An 18,880-nucleotide genomic window follows, 5' to 3' on the forward strand; every position below is an offset into this window, starting at 1 on the left:
TGGCTTGCAAATGTAGGTGTCGTGATGTTTGAATCGTACACTATGAGAGATTCATAATCCAATATAAGAAACACTACGGTACAACATGCCCACGACTGCCGGAGATTCGAACGAGAACATCGACACGCTGATTGCTTCGCGCTTGCTGGCGTTGCGCCAGGCCCAGGGTTTGAGCCTGGCCGACCTGGCGGAGAAGTCGGGCGTGAGCAAGGCCATGATCTCCAAGGTTGAGCGCGCTGAAAGCAGCCCCACGGCGATGCTGCTGGGCAAGCTGGCGGCTGGCCTGGGCGTATCGCTCGCGCAGTTGCTGACCGAAGACAGCAACCCCGTGCGTCGCCTGTACAAGCGTGCGGAGCAGGTGGTGTGGCGAGACCCAGAGCTGGGTTACCGGCGCCGCCAGATTCTGGCGCGCAGTGCGCAAAGTGGCGTCGAGCTGATCGAGGTGGAGTTGCCCCGGTCTACACAAGTGAGCTACCCGCAGTGGACTGGCAACCCCTACCAGCAGTGTTTGTGGATGCTGGATGGCGGCCTACGTGTGGACTACGGTGACGAGCGTTTCGAACTGGAGCCTGGCGACTGCCTCAACTTTGGCGTAGACCGCCCCCTGGTGTTCAAGGCCTTGGGACGCAGCGCTTGCCGTTATGTTTTGGTGATGTCTTCTGCGGCGTGAGGCGTGAGGTAGGGCGTGATGTCTACCTCGTCGATCTGGCTAGCGTGCAAGAAACGTTCGCCGTATTGGCGGTACACGCCGCTGGTCAAGAACAGGTCAAACAACACCGGGTCGATGTGGCCGTCTTTCTTGAAGAACGACAACACCTTGACCGACTCGGACAGCGTCTTCGCCTTCTTGTACGGCCGGTCGGCAGCGGTCAGGGCTTCAAAGATGTCGGCAATCGCCATGATGCGTGCCGGGATGGAGAGCTCGCTCGCATCGAGCTTGCGCGGGTAGCCGCTGCCGGTCAGGGTTTCGTGGTGCGTGCCGGCGTATTCGGGCACACGCTGCATGTGTTTGGGAAACGGCATGGCGTCGAGCATCACAATCGTCTGGATGATGTGCTCGTTGATCTTGAAGCGCTCTTCTTCCGACAGCGTGCCTCGGCTGATGCACAGGTTGTAGACCTCGCCCCGGTTGTACAAATGCTCGGGCACTTTGACCTTGAAGCCGTATTTGGGGTCGAGCGCGCGGTTGTAGGGGCGCGGCACGATGTGGGCCGTCTTGTCGGCCAGCAGGGTCTCGGGCGCGGGCAGGGGCGGTGGCGGAGCATCGCCCAGGCGCGAGGTCTCGTCTTGCGAAAGGCCCAAGCGGTCGTCAAAGTAGCGTAGCCAGGGCTGGCTGGCGATGGCGCGCACACGTTCCATCTTGTCGGGCGCCATGAATTCGCCGCCGAGGTTGGCTTCGGCAAGGAAGGCGAAGTCTTCGATGAGTTGCTTTTTTCTGGACTCAAATGCGGCCCACTCGCTGTCAGCATCAGCGCCGGCCGCGATGTTTTTCAGCGTGTTGATTTCGGCATCACGCAGCAGGATTTCGAAGCGCGTGCGCACCTCGTGGATGCGGTTGTAGATGGTCTCCAGCTTGGTCGCTTTATCGACCACGTACTCGGGTGTGGTGACCTTGCCGCAGTCGTGCAGCCAGGCGCCCACGCGGAATTCGTACCACTCTTCTTCTGTCCGAAAGCCGAAGTCGGCCAGCGGGCCGGTGGTCACTTTGCCGGCTTCTTCGGCCAGCATGAAGGCCAGCTCGGGCACACGTTCGCAGTGGCCGCCGGTGTAGGCGCTCTTGGCGTCCACCGCACCGGCCACCAGGCGGATGATGGCGTTCATCAAATCCTTTTGCGCCTTGAGCAGACCCTGGTTTTCCAAAGCCACAGCCGACTGCGCGGCCAGGGCTTTGATGAAACCAATGATTTCGGGCTCGAACGGTTCTGGCGCGCCGGGCACGTCGGGTGTGGCGCGGCGCACGCTCAGCAGTTGCAGTACGCCCAGCACTTCACCGTCGTGCGGCGCAAGCGGCACGGTAAGCACCGAGTTCACGTCTAGCCCCACCGCCTTGCCAAAGGCACCGGCGCGGGTGGTGTCGAAGCGAGTGTCTGTACTGATATCGCCGATGTTGATGGTCTCGCCGGTGCGCGCCACGTGGGTCACGAGTTGGGCTTGCGGGTCGGTGTTGTGCTGGATGGAGAACTCGGCCACCGGCAACGGCGCGTCCACCGTGCGCATCACCAGGCGCAGGGTGTCGTTTTCGGTGCGCAGAAACAGGCTGGCCACGCTGCAATCGGCAATGTCGCGCGCGCCAAACAGAATATGGCGCAGTAGGTTGTGGTGGTCGGTTTCGCGGCCCAGCATGATGCCGCCCTCGACCAACTGGGCAAGCTTGTTTTTGGCCTCTTCCAGTGCCTGGGTGCGCTGCATGATGGAGTCGTGCATCACCTCCTGGGCGCGGCCCAGCACGTTGACTTCGTACAAGAAGGATTCCACACGCTCTGGGCGTTTGGAAAAGTCCAACTGGCGCACGTGCTCGGAGTGGCGCGCCAAGGCAGCCAGGGCGCGCACCACGTGCTGGGTGCCAAAGTAGGCCAGCGGCACCAGTACCACCAAAAACGCCCCGGCCAGCGCCAACATCTCGAACCGCGCGCGCTCCACCACGGCGGTGAAGTCGCTGAGCGGCGCCATGATGTAGATGCGGTACATGCGGCCCGGCGAAGGCTCCAGAGTGCGCGTGGCGATCACAAAGTCGCGGTTGTTCAGCTCCACCTTGCCGTTCAGCACATGGGGGGTGGCGCTGCTGACGCGCATGCGCTCCATGTCCGAGAGGTAGGGGCTGCCCAGTTGCTCCAGCTTGGAGAGTTGGCCTGGGGTGTAGTTGCCATAGAAGGTGCTGCCGCCACGCACGGCGAGCACGTTTTGCGTTTCGTCCAGGATCAGCACGCCGCTGTTGGGGCTGAGCTTGAGGTCTTTGAGTGTGCTGTCGAAGGCGGTGAGCGTGATGTCCAGCGCAAACACTCCGCCGGTGCTGACGGGAGAGGCGTAGGTGACGCCAAGCGTCTGGATGGAGGAGTAGATGTAGGGCTCGGTCAGCACCGGGCCTTTGCGGGCCATGGCGTCCTGGTACCAGGGGCGAGAGGTGGGGCGGTAGTCAGTAGGGCGCTCATCGGTGGCGAGCACGCTGCCGGCCAGATTGCGAAAAGTCCAGTACTCCATGCGTACACCGCTGGCGTTTTGGCGGATCAGCCGGATGGCGTCGTCAGCGTCGGGCGGGGCCTTGAGCGCTTTGACGATCGCGGGGTTGCCCGCGATGCGGATGACCTGCAGGAAGTCGTCGTTGGGGTAGCCAAAGTAAGTCGAGTAGCGGTAAGGAATGGCGCGCAAGCCTCGGGTCAACACCGGAATCAGCGACTCTGCGGTGAGCCGTGTGCCGGCCCCGGCCATGCCCGTGTCGGCGGTGCTCACCAGTTCAGTGAAGCGCCGGTTGTTGTTCATGTACTCCTTGATCTGGCCGATGGCGTTGTCGGCTACCAGGTTGAACTTCTCGGTGGCATCTTTTTCGGCCAGCGCACTGAACTTGCTGAACACCACCCACAAAAATGCCCCGGTGAGCACCAGCACCAGGAAGATGTTGACCGCCACGATCCAGTGCTGAAACCTGAACGAACGTTTGGTCGGCTTGTAGTCGGTCATGTTTTCGTTCAGGCGGTGGGGGTGAGGTAGGGCGTGATGTCTACCTCGTCCATCTGGCTCGGGTGGAGAAAGCGTTCACCGTATTGGCGGTACACGCCGCTGGTCAAGAACAGGTCAAACAACACCGGGTCGATGTGGCCGTCTTTCTTGAAGAACGACAATACCTTGACTGACTCTGAGAGCGTCTTCGCCTTCTTGTACGGCCGGTCGGCAGCGGTCAGCGCTTCAAAGATGTCGGCAATCGCCATGATGCGCGCGGGGATGGAAAGTTGGCTGCTATCGAGCTTGCGCGGGTAGCCGCTGCCGGTCAGCGTTTCGTGGTGGGTGCCTGCGAATTCGGGCACACGCTGCATCTGCTTGGGGAAAGGCATGGCGTCGAGCATCACAATGGTCTGGATGATGTGCTCGTTGATTTTGAAGCGTTCTTCTTCCGTCAAAGTGCCACGGCTGATGCACAGGTTGTAGACCTCGCCCCGGTTGTACAGGTGTTCGGGTACCTTGACCTTGAACCCATACTTGGGGTCAAGCGCGCGGTTGTAGGGGCGCGGCACGATGTGGCCGGGTTTGTCGGCCAGCAGGGTTTCCATGGCGGGCAGTGCGGCAGGTGGTGTGCTGGCCAGGCGCGAGAGTTCGTCGTGTGCCAGGCCCAGCCGGTCGTCAAAGTGGCGCCACCAGGTTTGGGCAGAGATGGCGCGCACGCGCTCCATCTTGTCGGGCGCCATGAATTCGCCGCCGATGTTGGCTTCGGCAATAAAAGCAAAGTCTTCTTGCAACTGCTTTTTGCGTGACTCCAATTCGGCATTGGCGCTTGCCGAATCTCCACCTGCAGCTATGGTTTTGAGTGTGGCGATTTCGGCATCACGCAGCAGTATTTCAAAGCGCGTGCGCACCTCGTGGATGCGGTTGTAGATGGTCTCCAGCTTGGTCGCCTTGTCGACCACGTACTCGGGTGTGGTGACCTTGCCGCAGTCGTGCAGCCAGGCGCCCACGTGGAACTCGTGCCATTCGTCTGCGGTGCGGAAGCCAAAGTCAGCCAACGGCCCGTGGCTGACCTTGCTGGCCTCTTTGGCCAGCATCATCGCCAACTCTGGCACGCGTTCGCAGTGGCCGCCGGTGTAGGCGCTCTTGGCGTCCACCGCGCCGGCCACCAGGCGGATGATGGAGTCCATCAGTTCCTTCTGCGCTTTGATGAGGCTCTGGTTCTCTAATGCCACGGCCGATTGCGCGGCAAGGGCTTCGACAAAACCGACAATCTCGGGCTCAAAGGGTGAAGGCTGCTGGATGCTGGCGCGGCGCACACTCAGCAGTTGCAGCACGCCCAACACCGTGCCTTTGTGCGGCGTGAGCGGCACGGTCAGCAGGGCGCCAAGTTCAATGCCCACCGACTTGCCAAACGCCACCACGCCGCTCAGGTCAAAGCGGTCTTCATTGGCAACGTTGTCGATGATCAGTGTTTCGCCGGTGCGGGCCACGTGCACCACGGGTTTGATGCGGCCTTCTCCGGGCGTCGCATCAATCGCAAACGCAATGCCTTCTTCGGTTTCTTCGCTGGTGCGCAGGGCCATGCGGATGTGGCCATCTTCGGTGCGCAAAAACAGCGTGGCGGCACTGCAGTCGGCAATGTCGCGTGCACGGAAGAGAATGTTGCGCAACAGCTTTTCGCGGTCGGTCTCGCGCCCGAGGGCGATGCCACCTTCCACCAACTGCGCGAGTTTGGACTTGGCGATCTCCAGCGCGGCCGTGCGTTGCAGGATGGAGTCGTGCATCACCTCCTGGGCGTGGCCGAGCGCGTTGACCTCATAAAGAAACGAGTGCACATGGCTTGGCCGTTTGGAAAAGTCGAGCCGACGCAATTGCTCTGAATGGCGCGCCAGGGCCGCCAATGACTGCACCACTTTTTTGGTGCCAAAGTAACCCACGGGAATCAAGATGAGCAAAAACGCGCCGGCCATCAGCAACATCTCCAGCCGGGTGTTTTCCAGCACAGCGGTGAAGTCGCTCACCGGCGCGAGCACCAGCATGCTGTAGGTCTTCTGCGGAATGGGCTGGATCGCGCGTGTGGCGATCACAAACTTGCGGCCTGCCAGTTCCACACTGCCGCCCAGGTTTTTGCCGGGGCTTGCGTTGAGCAAGGCCAGTGCGTCCTGCAGCACTTTGGATTGAACGTCTTTCAGATTGGTTAACGCGCTGGTCTTGGGCGCGGGATAGTCCGGGTTGCTGCTGCGCATGGCCAGGATGTTGTTTTCGGGGTCGAGCACCACCACGGCAGTGTTGGGCGTGAGGCTGAAGCGCATCAGCAAATCGGACATGGCGGCGAGGGTGATGTCCAGGCCCAGCACGCCGTCGCTGCCCTTGACTGCTGCGGCCAACGTCAGCCCCAGCGCGCCAGTGCTGCCGTAGTTGTAGGGCGTGGAGGCGATCACATGGTTGGCGCGGCTGGCATCTTGAAACCACGACCGGGTGGTGGGGTCGAAGGTGGCCTCGACTTGCGCGGTGTCGATCACGCGCGAGTTGCTGTCGCGGAACTGCCAGTTCTCGGTGCGCTCGCCAGAAGCGTTGCGGCGGATGATGCGCACCGCGTGGTGTGTGCCTTCGGGTGCGTTGAGGGATGCACGCAACTGCGGGTCGTTCTTGATCAGGATGACCTGCAGGAAATTGGCGTCGGGAAAAGCGTAGTAGATCGAGTAGCGCGACTCTTGCGCTGATAGTGCGCGGATGAGGGTCGGAATCAGTGACTCGGCCACCACGGCCTGGCCGGAGCCGGACATGCCCACGGGGGCGGAACCGGTGACCTCGACAAACCGGCGCTGGTTGGCTAGGTCTTCGTTGATCTGGCCGATGGCGTGGCTGGCGATGAGATCAAACTTCTCGGCCGCATCGGTTTCGGCCAGCGTGCCGAATTTGCTGAACACGATCCAGAGGAATGCGGCCGTGAGGGCCAGCACCAGCACGGCGCTCAAACCAAGGAGCCAGTGCTGGAACTTGAAAACCATTCGCTCGGGAATCAGTTTTTTCATCAGGCGGCAATTGCTCCGAATTTGAAACAATTCTAGGCCGCAAACAGAAAAGTGGAATGGTTTTGATGAGGGGTAATGTCCCTATCATGCCGGGCGGAACGGCACCGACGGCGCTCCCGTAGGTGTCAAATACTGTGATCAAAAAGCACGTTTAACGCTTATCTAATAAGCGTAGAGTGCTTCCATTTTTGTAGCCGATATCGCGCTCGCAAACTCAGCGGGCCAGCGAACGGTTGCAAGCACCATTCGCTGGCCAAGGCGTTTCAAACTTGTTTCAGCGCGTGATGTCGCCGATACACAAATACTTCAACTCGGTGTATTCGTCCATGCCGTGGCTGGAGCCTTCGCGGCCCAGGCCGGACTGCTTCACACCGCCAAACGGCACGTGTTCGGTGGCAATCACGCCCGCGTTGATGCCGACCATGCCGTACTCCAGCGCTTCGGCCACGCGGTAAATGCGGCCGATGTCGCGGCTGTAGAAATAGCTGGCCAGGCCGAACTCGGTGTTGTTGGCGGCGTCAATCGCTTCTTGCTCGGTATGGAAGCGGAACACCGGCGCAAATGGGCCAAAGGTTTCTTCGCGTGCACACAGCATGTCGGCGGTGGCATCGGCCACCACGGTGGGCTCGAAGAACTGGCCGGGCAGGCGGTGGCCGCCGGCCAGCAGGCGTCCGCCCTTGGCGAGGGCGTCGTCCAGGTGGCGCTGCACTTTGTCGAGCGCGGCGTCTTCGATCAGCGGGCCTTGCACCACGCCTTCATCGAAGCCGTTGCCCACCTTGAACGCGCCCACTTTGGCGGCGAACTTCTGCACAAAGGTTTCGTACACGCTGTCTTGCACGTAGATGCGGTTGGCGCACACGCAGGTTTGCCCGGCGTTGCGGTACTTGCTGGCGAGCGCGCCCTCCACGGCGGAGTCGATGTCGGCATCGTCAAACACGATGAACGGTGCGTTGCCGCCCAGCTCCAGGCTGAGCTTCTTGATGGTGGGGGCACTTTGCGCCATCAGGATGCGGCCCACTTCGGTGCTGCCGGTGAAGCTGATGTGGCGCACGACGTCGCTGGCGCAGATCAGCTTGCCGATGGCGATGCTGCCTTCGCTGTCGGACGTCAGCAGGTTCAACACACCGGGTGGCATGCCGGCACGTTGCGCCAACTCGGCGGCGGCCAGCGCGGTCAGCGGTGTGAGTTCAGCGGGCTTGATGACCACGGTGCAGCCTGCGGCTAAGGCCGGTGCCACCTTGCGCGTGATCATGGCCAGCGGGAAGTTCCATGGCGTGATGGCCGCGCACACACCAATCGGCTGGCGCAGCACGGAGAGACGGCGGTTGTTGTCGAACTGCGGCAGGGTCTCGCCGTTCACACGCTTGGCCTCTTCGGCGTACCACTCGACGAAGCTCGCGCCGTAAGCCACTTCACCCTTGGCTTCGGCAAAGGGCTTGCCTTGCTCGGCGGTCATGATGCGGCCCAGGTCGACCTGGTTTTCCATCAGCAGGTTGAACCACTTCAACAGAATGGCGTGGCGCTCTTTGCCGGTCTTGCTGCGCCAGGCGGGCCAGGCGGCGTTGGCGGCATCAATGGCCGTTTGCGCTTCTGCGGGGCCGAGGTTGGCCACGTCGGCCAGCTTGGCGCCGGTGGCTGGGTCGTTGACGTCAAAGCGCGCCGGGCCGGCGATCCACTGGCCATTGACCAAGGCGTCGGTCTTCAGCAGGGTGGGGTCGTTGAGCAGGGACAGGGGAGAGAGGGGCGAGGTTTTCATGTCCATGAGGCGGGTTCCTAAGACGGGGTTGACGCTGGTTGATCGTGGTGAACACGAGGCTGGCGAAGCAGGTTCGCTAGCCCAACGAGGGCGCCGCTTTTAATGACTTGTGCGGCTCATCGGTCGATGATGCGTCGCGCAAACTGCTCCAGGTAATTGAGCAACTGGTTGGCGCCAGCCATTGCGGCGGCTTCGTCGCCGGAGGCAATGCCTTCGGCCAACAACATGTGGGCACGGGCGCCTTCGGTGATGTCACCTTCGTGTTGGTAAGCGTACCAAAAGCGGCGGCACTGCACGATCAGCGGCACGACACACTTGACGGCAGAGTGGTTATGGCTGGCCTGGTGGTTGACCTGGTCGAGTTCGTGGTCAGCGATCATGTAGTCGGTGAGGTTGCCACGGCTGGCGGCCTTCACCATCTTGGCGGCACACAGCACGATCTCCTTGCGCTGCTTGGCGGTGGCGCGGCGGGCCGAGCACGAAGCGATCAGGCATTCGAGCACGCGCCGGGTCTGCACCACGTCCAGGTGGTCGGCCAGGTCGATGTTCGACACCAGCAGCCCGCGCCGGGGCTGCTGCACGATCAAGCCGCTGGACACCATGCGCAGCAGCGCTTCGCGCACGGGCGTGCGGCCCAGGCCGGTGCGGTCGGCCAGGTCGGCCTCGACCACCGGGCTGCCGGGCTCCAACTGCAGCGTGACGATCATGTTTTCCAGCGCGTCGAAGGCCACATCGGCCGTGCGGCGCTTGGGGGCCGCAGCGGGAGAGATGGCAGCAGACATCGCAGTAGAAGTATTGGCTTGGGTCATGGTCTCGGAGAAGGGGCGCGGCAGTTGTGTCATTGTCCCATCAGCCGCAGTTTTTAAAGCCGAATGCCCCAGCCGAACGGATCGTCTTCCTCGATCAACAACGTGGCCTCGGCGCTGATGTGCGCGCGGCCACGGATGGTGGGCACCACCTGGCCGTCTTCGAGCGCGTAGCTGGCCTCGAACACGCTGCCGATCACGCTGGCTTGACGCCAGACTTCGCCGGGGGCGAGTTTGTCGTCGGCCGCCAAGCAGGCGATTTTGGCGCTGGTGCCGGTGCCGCAGGGCGAGCGGTCGTAGGCCAGGCCGGGGCAGAGTACAAAGTTGCGGCTGTCGGCGCCCGAGTCATCGTCCGCAAAGATTTCAATGTGGTCGATCTCTGCGCCGTCTTTGCCGGTGATGCCCTGCCGTGCCAGCGCTTCGCGCAAGAGCGAGGTGTAGGCCGTCAGCGCGGGCAGGTTGTCGCTGGCCACGCGTTGGCCGTGTTCGCTCACCAGAAAGAACCAGTTACCACCCCAGGCCACATCGCCGCGCACCGTGCCATGGCCCGGTACGTCGATGGCCACCTGGTGCAGGTGCCGGTAGGCGGGCAGGTTGTGCACGCTCACCGCGCCGTCGGCATGCAGCGTGGCGGTGACGGTGCCCACGGGTGTTTCGATGCGGTGTGTGCCGGCGGTGATGCGGCCCATGTGCGCCAGCGTGGCGACCAGGCCAATGGTGCCGTGGCCACACATGCCCAGGTAGCCCGCGTTGTTGAAGAAGATCACGCCGGCGGTGGCGTCTTGCGCCACTGGCTCGCACAGCAGGGCCCCCACCACTACGTCGCTGCCGCGTGGCTCCAACACGCTGGCCGCGCGCCAGGCGTCGTGCTCGGCGGCCAGCAGGGCGCGGCGTTCGGCCATGCTGCCATGGCCGAGTTCAGGAAAACCGCCGACCACAAGACGCGTGGGTTCGCCGCCGGTGTGGGAATCAATGACCTGTATGCGTTTCATGTCGGTGTGTGTTGGGTGGTGAGTGGGGTTGCAGGATGGGCCGAGGTTTCAGTTTGATTATGGTGCGCAGGTTCAGCCGACGCGCGCCGGCGCTGCAGCCAGGCTTCCCATTCGCCCACCATGCCACGGCGGAAGAACGATACACACACCACAAAGGTCAGGCCGGTGATGATGGTGACCACACCGCCCAACTCGGCCAGGTAGTTCTGCAGGCTGACCACCAGCGCGGCGCCCACCACCGGGCCCCAACTGGTGCCCAGGCCGCCGAGCAGCGTCATCAGCAAGGTCTCGGTAGAGGTTGTCAACATCACGTCGTTCAGCGCCGAGAGTTGCAGCACCAAAGCCTTCATTGATCCGGCCAGGCCGGTGAACGCCGCCGACAGCATGAACGCATAGAGCTTGCAGCGGTCGGTGTCGTAGCCCAGGGACACAGCGCGCGGTGCGTTGTCGCGCAGCGCCTTGATGGACTGGCCGAACGGCGAATGCACGATGCGGTGGATCGCCAGAAAGCCTGCCACAAATACTGCCAGGGTGAAGTAGTACATGTGGTTGTCGACCGACAGATCGACCACGCCCAGCAGCTTGCCGCGCGGAATGCCCTGCATGCCGTCTTCACCACCCGTCCACTTGAGTTGCACCGCCAGGAAGTAGGCGATCTGCGACAGCGCCAGCGTGATCATCGAGAAGTAAATCCCGGTGCGGCGAATCGCCAGCGTGCCGATCAACCAGCCAATGCCCGTGGCCACCAGCACGCCGGCCAGAATGGCCAGCTCCACCGGAAAGCCGTGGTCCGCCAGCTTGATCATCAGGTAGCCGGTGGTGTAACCGGCCCAGCCAAAGAAGGCGGCGTGGCCAAACGACACCAGCCCGGTGAAGCCGATCAGCAGGTTGAAGGCCAACGCGAAGAGCGCGTAACACAGCACCTTCATGACAAACACCGGGTAGGCGATTTCGGGGAACACCGGCACCAGCAAGGCCGGCACCAGCAGGGCCAGCAGGATGCGGATAGGGGTTGGAATGTTTTTCAGCATGGTTTATTTTTCCTTCCCAAACATGCCGGCGGGGCGGGCGAGAAGCACCACGGCCATGATGACGAACACCACCACGGTGGAGCCTTCTGCGTAGAACACTTTGGTCAAGCCTTCCAGCAAGCCGAGCGCCAGGCCGGTGAGGATGGCGCCCATGATGGAGCCCAGGCCGCCAATCACCACCACCGCGAACACGATGTTCAGCAGGTTGGCGCCCATCAGCGGGGTGATCTGCATGATGGGCGCTGCCAGCACCCCGGCAATGCCGGCCAGCGCCACGCCGAAGCCGTAGGTCAGCGTGATCATCAGCGGGATGTTGACGCCAAAGGCCTGCAACAGTTTCGGGTTTTCGGTGCCGGCGCGCAGCAGCGCGCCGAGCTTGGTCTTCTCGAACAAAAACCAGGTGACGGCGCAGATGAGCAGCGAAGCCACCACGACAAAACCCCGGTAGATCGGCATGAACATGAAGCCCAGATCCACACCGCCTTGCAGCAGTGCGGGCGGGTCGTAGCTTGCGCCGGAGATGCCGTAGAAGTGGCGGAACACGCCCTCCAGGATCAGCGCCACGCCGAAGGTCAGCAGCAGGCCGTAGAGGTGGTCGAGGTGGTAGAGCCGCTTGAGCAGTGTTTTCTCCAGCAGCACACCGAGTGCGCCAACGACGAGCGGCGCCACCACCAGCATCACCCAGAAGTTGAGCTGGAACTCGGGCCCCAGCAACACGGGTAACTGCGTGAAGCCAATCCACGCCAGAAACGCCGCCACCATGAACTGCGCGCCATGCGTGAAGTTGATGATGTTGAGCAGGCCAAAGATAATGGCCAGGCCCATGCTCAGCACGGCGTAGAAGCAGCCGTTGATCAGCCCCACCAGCAGTTGCGCCATCAGGGATTGCATCGGAATGTCGAACATAAAGAGTCCTGCGTGGATTCGTGTAGCTGGGGCGAGTTAACGGCGCTGACGCTTACTTCGCCGCGACCTGGCAGGCCGGGCTGATGGCCGGGTACACGTCCGCACCCTTCAGCACCGACTTGACCTTGTAGTAGTCCCATGGCGCCTTGGACTCAGCGGGCGACTTCACTTGCAGCAACAGCATGTCGTGCACCAAGGCACCGTCTTCACGCAGCTTGCCGTTGCGGATCACGGCGTCGTCGATGGTCATCTTGCGCAACTGCGCCATCACGGCCTTGGCCTCGTCGGTGCCTGCGGCTTGCACGGCCTTCAGGTAGCTGAGCGTGGCCGAATACACGCCGGCTTGAGCGGCGGTGGGCATGCGCTTTTGCTTCTCAAAAAACTTCTTCGACCAGGCGCGTGAACGCTCGTCAAAGTCCCAATAGAAGGCTTCGCTCAGGTACATGCCTTGGGCTTTTTCCAGGCCGATGCTGTGCACGTCGGAGATGTAGGTCAGCAACGGGGCCACCACTTGTTTGCGGGTGATGCCGTATTCGTTGGCTTGCTTGATGGCGTTGACGGTGTCGTTGCCGGCGTTGGCCAGCGCGATCACGTCGGCGCCAGACGATTGCGCCTTCAGCAGGAAGGAAGAGAAGTCGCTGCCGGGGAAAGGGTGGCGCGAGCTGCCCACCACCTTGCCACCGTCGGCCACGATGACTTCAGAGGCGTCTTTTTCCAGCGAGTGGCCGAAGGTGTAGTCGGCGGTGATGAAGTACCAGCTCTTCTTGCCTTCTTTCACCAGGGCGCGTGCGGTGCCGGCGGCCAGGGCGTAGGTGTTGGTAGTCCATTGCGCGGTGAGGGCGTTGCACTTCTCGCCGAGGATGGCGGTGGCCAGGCCGGACGACGGCATGACGATGCGGTTCTTCTGCTTGGCGATTTCCATCACGGCCAGTGCGGTGGAGGCGGTGGGGAAGTCGGTCACCATGTCGACCTTGCCTTGGTCGAACCAGCCGCGCGCCAGGTTGGCGGCCACGTCGGGCTTGTTTTGGTGGTCTGCAAACACCAGCTCGACTGGCTTGCCCAACACCTTCCCACCCATCTCGTCGATGGCCAGGCGCGCTGCTGTTACCGAGCCTTGGCCCGACAGGTCGGAGTAGATGCCGGAGAGGTCATTCAGCACACCGATTTTGATGACGTCGTCGCTGACCTGGGCGTGGGCGGACAGGGTGGCGCAAGCGGCAAGAGCGGCAAGAACGACAGTGAGTTTCTTGAATTGCATGACGGACTCCAGAGGTTGAAAGGGGATGGATGCGAGAAGGGCGAAACGAGAAAGGGAAAATTCAGATGCCGAGCAGAGCGTCGAGCCGGCTTTGTTTGGCGGCGACCTCATTGCTGGTGATGGTTTCCACCACGCGGCCGTGTTCAATCACGTAGTGCCGGTCGGCCAGGTGTTTGGCGAAGCGGAAGTTCTGCTCCACCAGCACCAGCGTGAAACCCCGCGCCTTGAGTTCGCGGATCACCTGGCCGAGCTTTTGCACGATGACCGGCGCCAGGCCTTCGGTGATTTCATCCAGCAGCAACAGGTTGGCACCGGTGCGCAGAATGCGCGCCATGGCCAGCATTTGTTGTTCGCCACCCGACAGGCGTGTACCGGGGCTGTGCGCGCGTTCCTTCAGGTTAGGAAACATGCCGTAGATCTGCTCGAGCGACATGCCGCCTTCGCCTACTTTGGGTAATAGCAACAGGTTTTCTTCAGCGGTGAGCGAAGCGTAAATGCCGCGCTCTTCGGGGCAGTAACCCAAGCCCAGGCGCGCAATGCGGTGCGGCGGCATGGTGATGGTTTCTTTGCCGTCCACCGTGATCGAACCCGTGCGTTTGCCCACCAGGCCGAGGATGGCGCGCAGCGTCGAGGTGCGCCCCGCGCCGTTGCGCCCGAGCAGCGTGACACATTCACCGGCCTTCACTTCAAGGTCAATGCCCTGGAGCACATGCGACTCGCCGTACCAGGCGTTCAGGTTCTTGATGGACAGCACTGTTTTTTCAGACATGTTCTGCCTCTTCTTCTGTGCCCATGTAGGCTTCGCGCACCGCCGGGTCAACCGACACCTGTGCATACGGCCCTTCGGCCAGGATCTCGCCGCGCTGCAACACGGTGATGGTGTCGCTGATGTCGGCCACCACCTTCATGTTGTGTTCGACCATGAGAATGGTGCGGTCGGCCGAGACCTTCTTGATCAGGTCCTTGATGCGGTCTACGTCTTCGTGGCCCATGCCTTGGGTGGGCTCGTCTAGCAGCAGCAACTCGGGGTCGAGCGCCAAGGTGGTGGCGATTTCCAGCGTGCGTTTACGGCCGTAGGGCAGGTCGCCCGCGAGCAATTGCGCGGCATTCACCAGGCCCACCTGTTCGAGCAGCGCCATGGCCACGGGGTCAAGCGTGCGCAGCGTGGCCGCTGGTTGCCAGAAGCGGTAGTCGAGGCCGGCCTTGCGCTGCAGCGCGATCTTCACGTTCTCTAACACGCTGAGTTGCGGGAACACGGCGGAGATCTGGAACGAGCGCACGATGCCGCGGCGCGCAATCTGCGCGGGTTTCTCGTGCGTGATGTCGATGCCGTTGAAGGTGATGCTGCCCGCGCTGGGAATGTGGAACTTGGTCAGCAGGTTGAAGACGGTGGTCTTGCCCGCGCCATTGGGACCGATCAAGGCATGGATGGAGCCGCGTCTGACCTTCAGGTCGACGTTGCGCACGGCGACGAAACCACGGAACTCTTTGGTGAGCCCTTTGGTCTCGAGGATGATGTCAGGCTGCATGCGGGATTCCCTCGGCGTTTTCTGGAGACAGGTCTTGTGGACGTTGAGCGGTCAGCCCGGCCAGCGTGCTGATGCGTACCGGCGACAGCGGTGGGCGCGGCGCGCTGGGCGCCCAGCCGAACATGAATTGCGTGGCCGCGCCACACACCCGGCCCTGGCAGGCGCCCATGCCGCAGCGGGTGTGTATCTTGGCGTCAAGCCAACCGCTGCGCGGGGCGAGCGCGGCGTGGTCTACGTCTTCGCAGCGGCACACCAGGGTGTTGGGCGCGGCCAGGTGGCGCAGCGGCTCGGCCAGGGCGAAGCTGCGCTGCAGCGTGCTGGCGAATTGCTCCCAGCGCGCGCCTTGGGCGTGCAGGTTCTTGGCCTGCGCGGTGTTGCCCACAGCGGCGTGGCCGGCCATGGCACCCTGCGCCAAAGCGCGTTCGCTGCCACCCACTCCGGTGTTTTCACCGGCGGCGTAAACGTTTTGCAGGCTGGTAGCTTGATGGGCGTTCACCGCCAAGGCGGCGGCACCGTTGCGCTGCACCACCGCACAACCCAGGTGTTGCCCGAGTTCGGTGTTGGGCACCAGGCCAAAGCCACAGGCCACGCGGTCGCAGGCTATGTTTTCAATCTGTGCCGTGCTGCTTTGCAAGCTGCGCTGCAGCTTTACCGATTCAACCCGGCCTTCGCCTTGCACAGAAAGCACGTGGCTGCCGGTGCGGTAAGCCGTGTTGAACAGGCCGAACGATTGCATGGCTTTTTCGGGCCAGCGCGCGAGCTGCGCTGCGAAAGCGGCCACGGCTTTGAGGCTGGCTTGTTCGGCGATGCGTAGCACCTGGGCCCCGGCCTTGGTGGCCGTGGCGGCGGCGGCCAACAACAGCGGGCCGCTGCCGGCGATGACGATGCGTTCGTCTTCCACCGGCATGCCGGATTTGATGAGCGCCTGCAACGCGCCCGCGCCGGTGACGCCGGGCAGCGTCCAGCCCGGAAAGGGCAGTAGCAGTTCACGCGCGCCGGTGCACAGAATCAGCTTCTGCCAGCCCATGTGCCAGCCACGGTCGGCGTTCTCCAGCAGCAACTCCTGCGGGCCGGATTGGGCGATGACGCGTGTGCCGCTGACCAGCCGGATGTTGGCGCAGCGGGCAATCGCGTTGCGGCGCTGCAGCGCGGCCACGGGCAGATCAACCGCCGGGCCGTCGCGCCAGATCTGCCCGCCGGGTGTGTGGTTGTCGTCGACGATGACGATGGCCGCACCGCTGGGCGCAGCCGCCAATGCTGCGGCCATGCCGGCGGGCCCGGCGCCGATGATTAACACGTCGCAATGTTCCAGGGGAAGGGATGTGGGTGTGGGGCTGGTCATGATGTGGTCTCCACCACCATGCCGTCGGCGCAGCAGGTTTGACAGGCCAGACGGCGCCGGCCGTCGATGTTGACGCGGCATTCCTGGCAGATGCCCATGCCGCAGAAGGGCGCGCGCGCTTCGCCCGATACCGAACGCCGTGCCACGCCCATGTGCGCCTCGGGCTGGGAGGCCTGCGCTACGCGCAACGCGGCGGCGACCGAGGTGCCAGCGGCCATGCGCAAGGGCTGGCCGTTGATGTGCAGACTGACTTGCTTGTCGCGGTTCATGTTTTTGTGCTATCGGAAGAAGTCGTGGCAAAACGCTGGGCCGCATAAGGCGCGGGGTCGAAAGCGGGCGCGCCGCCGGTCATTAGCGCGGCCAGCAGATGCGCCGTGCCGGTGGCGGTGGTCACACCCAGGCCTTCGTGGCCCACGGCCAGCCACAGGCCTTCGCGCCACGGGTGGCGGCCGAGCAGGGGCAGGCTGTCGGGGGTGGCGGCGCGCAGGCCGGTCCAACTGCGGATCGCGTTAAGGTCTGCCAAGGCCGGCATGTAGTGCAGCGCACGCTGCAGCATTTGCGCCACCATGTCGGCTTCGACCGCCAGGTCGGTGGTGTCGAACTGGCGCGAGGAGCCGATGAGCAGTTGCCCGGTGGGGCGCGGCTGCAGGTTAAAAGCGACCGATGGGCCTTGGCTGTGGTGCGCGCTGGTCACGTAGCCCAGCTCCACCAACTGGTGGTGCACCGTGCCGGGGTAGCGGTCGGTGATCAACAGGTGGCCCTTCTTCGGGCGGATGGGCAGCTCCGGGCACAGCGTGGTGGCCTGGATGCCGTTGGCCAGCAAGATCTGCGGCGCATGGCGACGGCTGCCGTCGGCCAGGCGCACGTGGCCGCTTTCCAGGGCCACGACCTCGGCTTGTTCGATGGTGATGCGGTCGCTGCCCTGTGCGCCATCTTGCAGAAGCCAGCGCGCGGCGTTTGGGGCGTAGACGATGCCGTCGCCCATCACCGCCAGCGCGCCGGTGAGGCCGGCCCGAAGGGCGGGTTCTGCGGCGCCGAGTTGTGCGGCGTTGAGCAGCCGGCAGTCCACACCATGGGCTTGCAGGCGCTGCGCCTTCTCTTCGGCTGCGGCCATCTCGGCTTCGTCTGCCGCCACCCACAAAGTGCCGCAGGCGCTGTAGGCGCAATCGGCCGGCATGCGCGGCACCAGGCCGCGCCACAGGTCGAGCGAGTGTCGGCTCAAAGCGAGTTCGGCCGGGTTGTCGTCCATCACCACCAGATGGCCCATGCCCGCGCCGGTGGCGCCGCCCCAGTGTGCGTCCAGCACCAGCACGCGCTGGCCGGCCTGCGCCAGCGCGTGGGCACAGGCTGCGCCCACGATACCGGCGCCGATGACGATCACATCAGGTTGCATGGAGCTGGGCACGTTTGGACAATCAATAGCTGGCCAAGGCGGTGGGCACTGCGTTCTTGAACGTGAACACCGTGATCGGTGCTTGCGTCATGTTGCCCTTGTCGTCATAGGTGTAGGTGCCGGCCACGCCCTTGTACGAGGCCTTGTAGATTTCGGCTCCGACCTTGTTCGGGTCGATCGAATTGGCCTTCTGCATGGACTCGCCGATGAGCATGGTCTGGTCGTAGAACGACGCGCCATAGGCATCGGTGTCGATGTTGAAGCGCTTCTTGTATTTGGCCTTGAAGGCCGGGCCGCCAGCGGCTTTCTCCAGCATGGAGCCGCCTTGCGCGCAATACACGGTGTCGTTCACGGCGTCGCCACCGAGCTTGCCCATTTCAGGGCTGCACAAGGTGTCGCCACCCAGCAGCTTGGCGTTGATGCCGAGCTGCTTCATCTGGCGCGTCATGGGCGCGGCTTGGGGCGCGTAGCCGCCGAAGAAAATGGCTTCAGGCTGCTTGGCTTTGAGGCTGGTGAGGATGGACAAAAAGTCCACCGCCTTGTCGGTGGTGAATTCCTGGCCGACCACGGTCAGGCCTTGCTTCTTGGCTTCTTTGGTGAACTCTTCCGCCACCCCTTGGCCGAAGGCGGTGCGGTCGTCGATCACGGCCACCTTGGTGACCTTCAACACCTTGGCCGCGTAGACCGCCATGTTCGAGCCGATCTGGGTGTCGCTGGCGATGATGCGGAACAGGTTCTTGTAACCGCCGTCGGTCACCTTGGGGTTGGTGCCCACGGTGGAGACCATGGCGCCGCCGGTGCTGTACACCCGCGATGCTGGAATGGCAACGCCCGAGCAGTAAGGGCCCATCACGTATTTCACGCCGCCGTCCACCAGTTTTTGCGCCACGTTGACGCCGGCCTTGGCGTCGCATTGGTCGTCTTCCGACACCAGCTCGAACTTCAGTGTCTTGCCGCCGACCACGATCTTCTTGGCGTTGAGTTCTTCAATCGCCAGTCGGACGCCGTTTTCATTGTCTTTGCCTGCGAAAGCATTGGGGCCCGAAAGCGGGCCGCTCTGGCCGATGCTCACAAGCTGTTCCTGGGCGCTGGCCTGTGTGGCACAGGCCAACACGGCCAGGCTTAGGACCGAGAGAAGGTGGGGGCGGACATGCATGGAAGTCTCCTGGTGTACT

15 protein-coding genes are annotated in these 18,880 nt (G+C 63.1%); 1 reads left to right on the forward strand and 14 read right to left on the reverse strand.

Annotation, left to right across the window (positions count from 1 at the left end):
• The first annotated feature begins 85 nt into the window (after positions 1–85).
• On the forward strand, positions 86–670 hold the full coding sequence (locus ACPWMG_RS11640) for a helix-turn-helix domain-containing protein (RefSeq protein ID WP_483304796.1): 585 nt from the start codon (positions 86–88) through the stop codon (positions 668–670).
• Here the strand turns inward: ACPWMG_RS11640 and ACPWMG_RS11645 are convergent.
• The 14 genes from ACPWMG_RS11645 to ACPWMG_RS11710 form a co-directional block, all read right to left on the reverse strand.
• The gene (locus tag ACPWMG_RS11645) at positions 640–3,675 is read right to left on the reverse strand and encodes an HD domain-containing phosphohydrolase (RefSeq protein ID WP_483304797.1); all 3,036 of its coding nucleotides are present in this window, start codon (positions 3,673–3,675) and stop codon (positions 640–642) included. The two genes, ACPWMG_RS11640 and ACPWMG_RS11645, sit on opposite strands and share 31 nt — an antisense overlap.
• An 8-nt stretch (positions 3,676–3,683) precedes the next feature.
• Positions 3,684–6,692: an HD domain-containing phosphohydrolase gene (locus tag ACPWMG_RS11650; RefSeq protein WP_483304798.1), complete on the reverse strand. Its 3,009-nt coding sequence runs from the start codon at positions 6,690–6,692 to the stop codon at positions 3,684–3,686.
• A gap of 274 nt (positions 6,693–6,966) precedes the next feature.
• Complete coding sequence (locus ACPWMG_RS11655; RefSeq protein ID WP_483304799.1) at positions 6,967–8,454, reverse strand: NAD-dependent succinate-semialdehyde dehydrogenase; 1,488 nt, start codon at positions 8,452–8,454, stop codon at positions 6,967–6,969.
• A 110-nt stretch (positions 8,455–8,564) separates the two neighbouring features.
• Positions 8,565–9,257, reverse strand: a complete 693-nt coding sequence (locus ACPWMG_RS11660; RefSeq protein WP_483304800.1) for a GntR family transcriptional regulator — start codon at positions 9,255–9,257, stop codon at positions 8,565–8,567.
• Positions 9,258–9,310: 53 nt separating this feature from the next.
• Positions 9,311–10,246, reverse strand: a complete 936-nt coding sequence (locus tag ACPWMG_RS11665) for a 4-hydroxyproline epimerase (RefSeq protein WP_483304801.1) — start codon at positions 10,244–10,246, stop codon at positions 9,311–9,313.
• Positions 10,243–11,277, reverse strand: a complete 1,035-nt coding sequence (locus ACPWMG_RS11670; RefSeq protein WP_483304802.1) for a branched-chain amino acid ABC transporter permease — start codon at positions 11,275–11,277, stop codon at positions 10,243–10,245. The genes ACPWMG_RS11665 and ACPWMG_RS11670 overlap by 4 nt, the downstream gene beginning before the upstream one ends.
• Positions 11,278–11,280: 3 nt before the next feature.
• Complete coding sequence (locus ACPWMG_RS11675; protein WP_483304803.1) at positions 11,281–12,183, reverse strand: branched-chain amino acid ABC transporter permease; 903 nt, start codon at positions 12,181–12,183, stop codon at positions 11,281–11,283.
• 52 nt (positions 12,184–12,235) lie between these two features.
• A complete protein-coding gene (locus tag ACPWMG_RS11680; protein ID WP_483304804.1) occupies positions 12,236–13,441 on the reverse strand; it encodes an ABC transporter substrate-binding protein in 1,206 nt (401 codons plus the stop codon).
• Between the two features lie 61 nt (positions 13,442–13,502).
• On the reverse strand, positions 13,503–14,210 hold the full coding sequence (locus tag ACPWMG_RS11685; protein WP_483304805.1) for an ABC transporter ATP-binding protein: 708 nt from the start codon (positions 14,208–14,210) through the stop codon (positions 13,503–13,505).
• Positions 14,203–14,970 (reverse strand): ABC transporter ATP-binding protein, encoded by a 768-nt coding sequence (locus ACPWMG_RS11690; RefSeq protein WP_483304806.1) that lies wholly within the window; start codon positions 14,968–14,970, stop codon positions 14,203–14,205. The genes ACPWMG_RS11685 and ACPWMG_RS11690 overlap by 8 nt, the downstream gene beginning before the upstream one ends.
• The gene (locus tag ACPWMG_RS11695; protein ID WP_483304807.1) at positions 14,960–16,312 is read right to left on the reverse strand and encodes an FAD-dependent oxidoreductase; all 1,353 of its coding nucleotides are present in this window, start codon (positions 16,310–16,312) and stop codon (positions 14,960–14,962) included. The genes ACPWMG_RS11690 and ACPWMG_RS11695 overlap by 11 nt, the downstream gene beginning before the upstream one ends.
• Entirely contained in the window at positions 16,309–16,581 is a 273-nt protein-coding gene (locus ACPWMG_RS11700; protein WP_483304808.1) for a (2Fe-2S)-binding protein, read from the reverse strand. Before ACPWMG_RS11700 ends, ACPWMG_RS11695 begins: the two co-directional genes overlap by 4 nt.
• Complete coding sequence (locus ACPWMG_RS11705) at positions 16,578–17,705, reverse strand: NAD(P)/FAD-dependent oxidoreductase (RefSeq protein WP_483304809.1); 1,128 nt, start codon at positions 17,703–17,705, stop codon at positions 16,578–16,580. Before ACPWMG_RS11705 ends, ACPWMG_RS11700 begins: the two co-directional genes overlap by 4 nt.
• A 22-nt stretch (positions 17,706–17,727) precedes the next feature.
• Complete coding sequence (locus tag ACPWMG_RS11710; protein WP_483304810.1) at positions 17,728–18,861, reverse strand: branched-chain amino acid ABC transporter substrate-binding protein; 1,134 nt, start codon at positions 18,859–18,861, stop codon at positions 17,728–17,730.
• Positions 18,862–18,880: the final 19 nt, after the last annotated feature.

This window comes from Hydrophilobacter chitinilyticus, from assembly GCF_049860745.1.
Lineage (GTDB): Bacteria > Pseudomonadota > Gammaproteobacteria > Burkholderiales > Burkholderiaceae_C > Rhodoferax_B.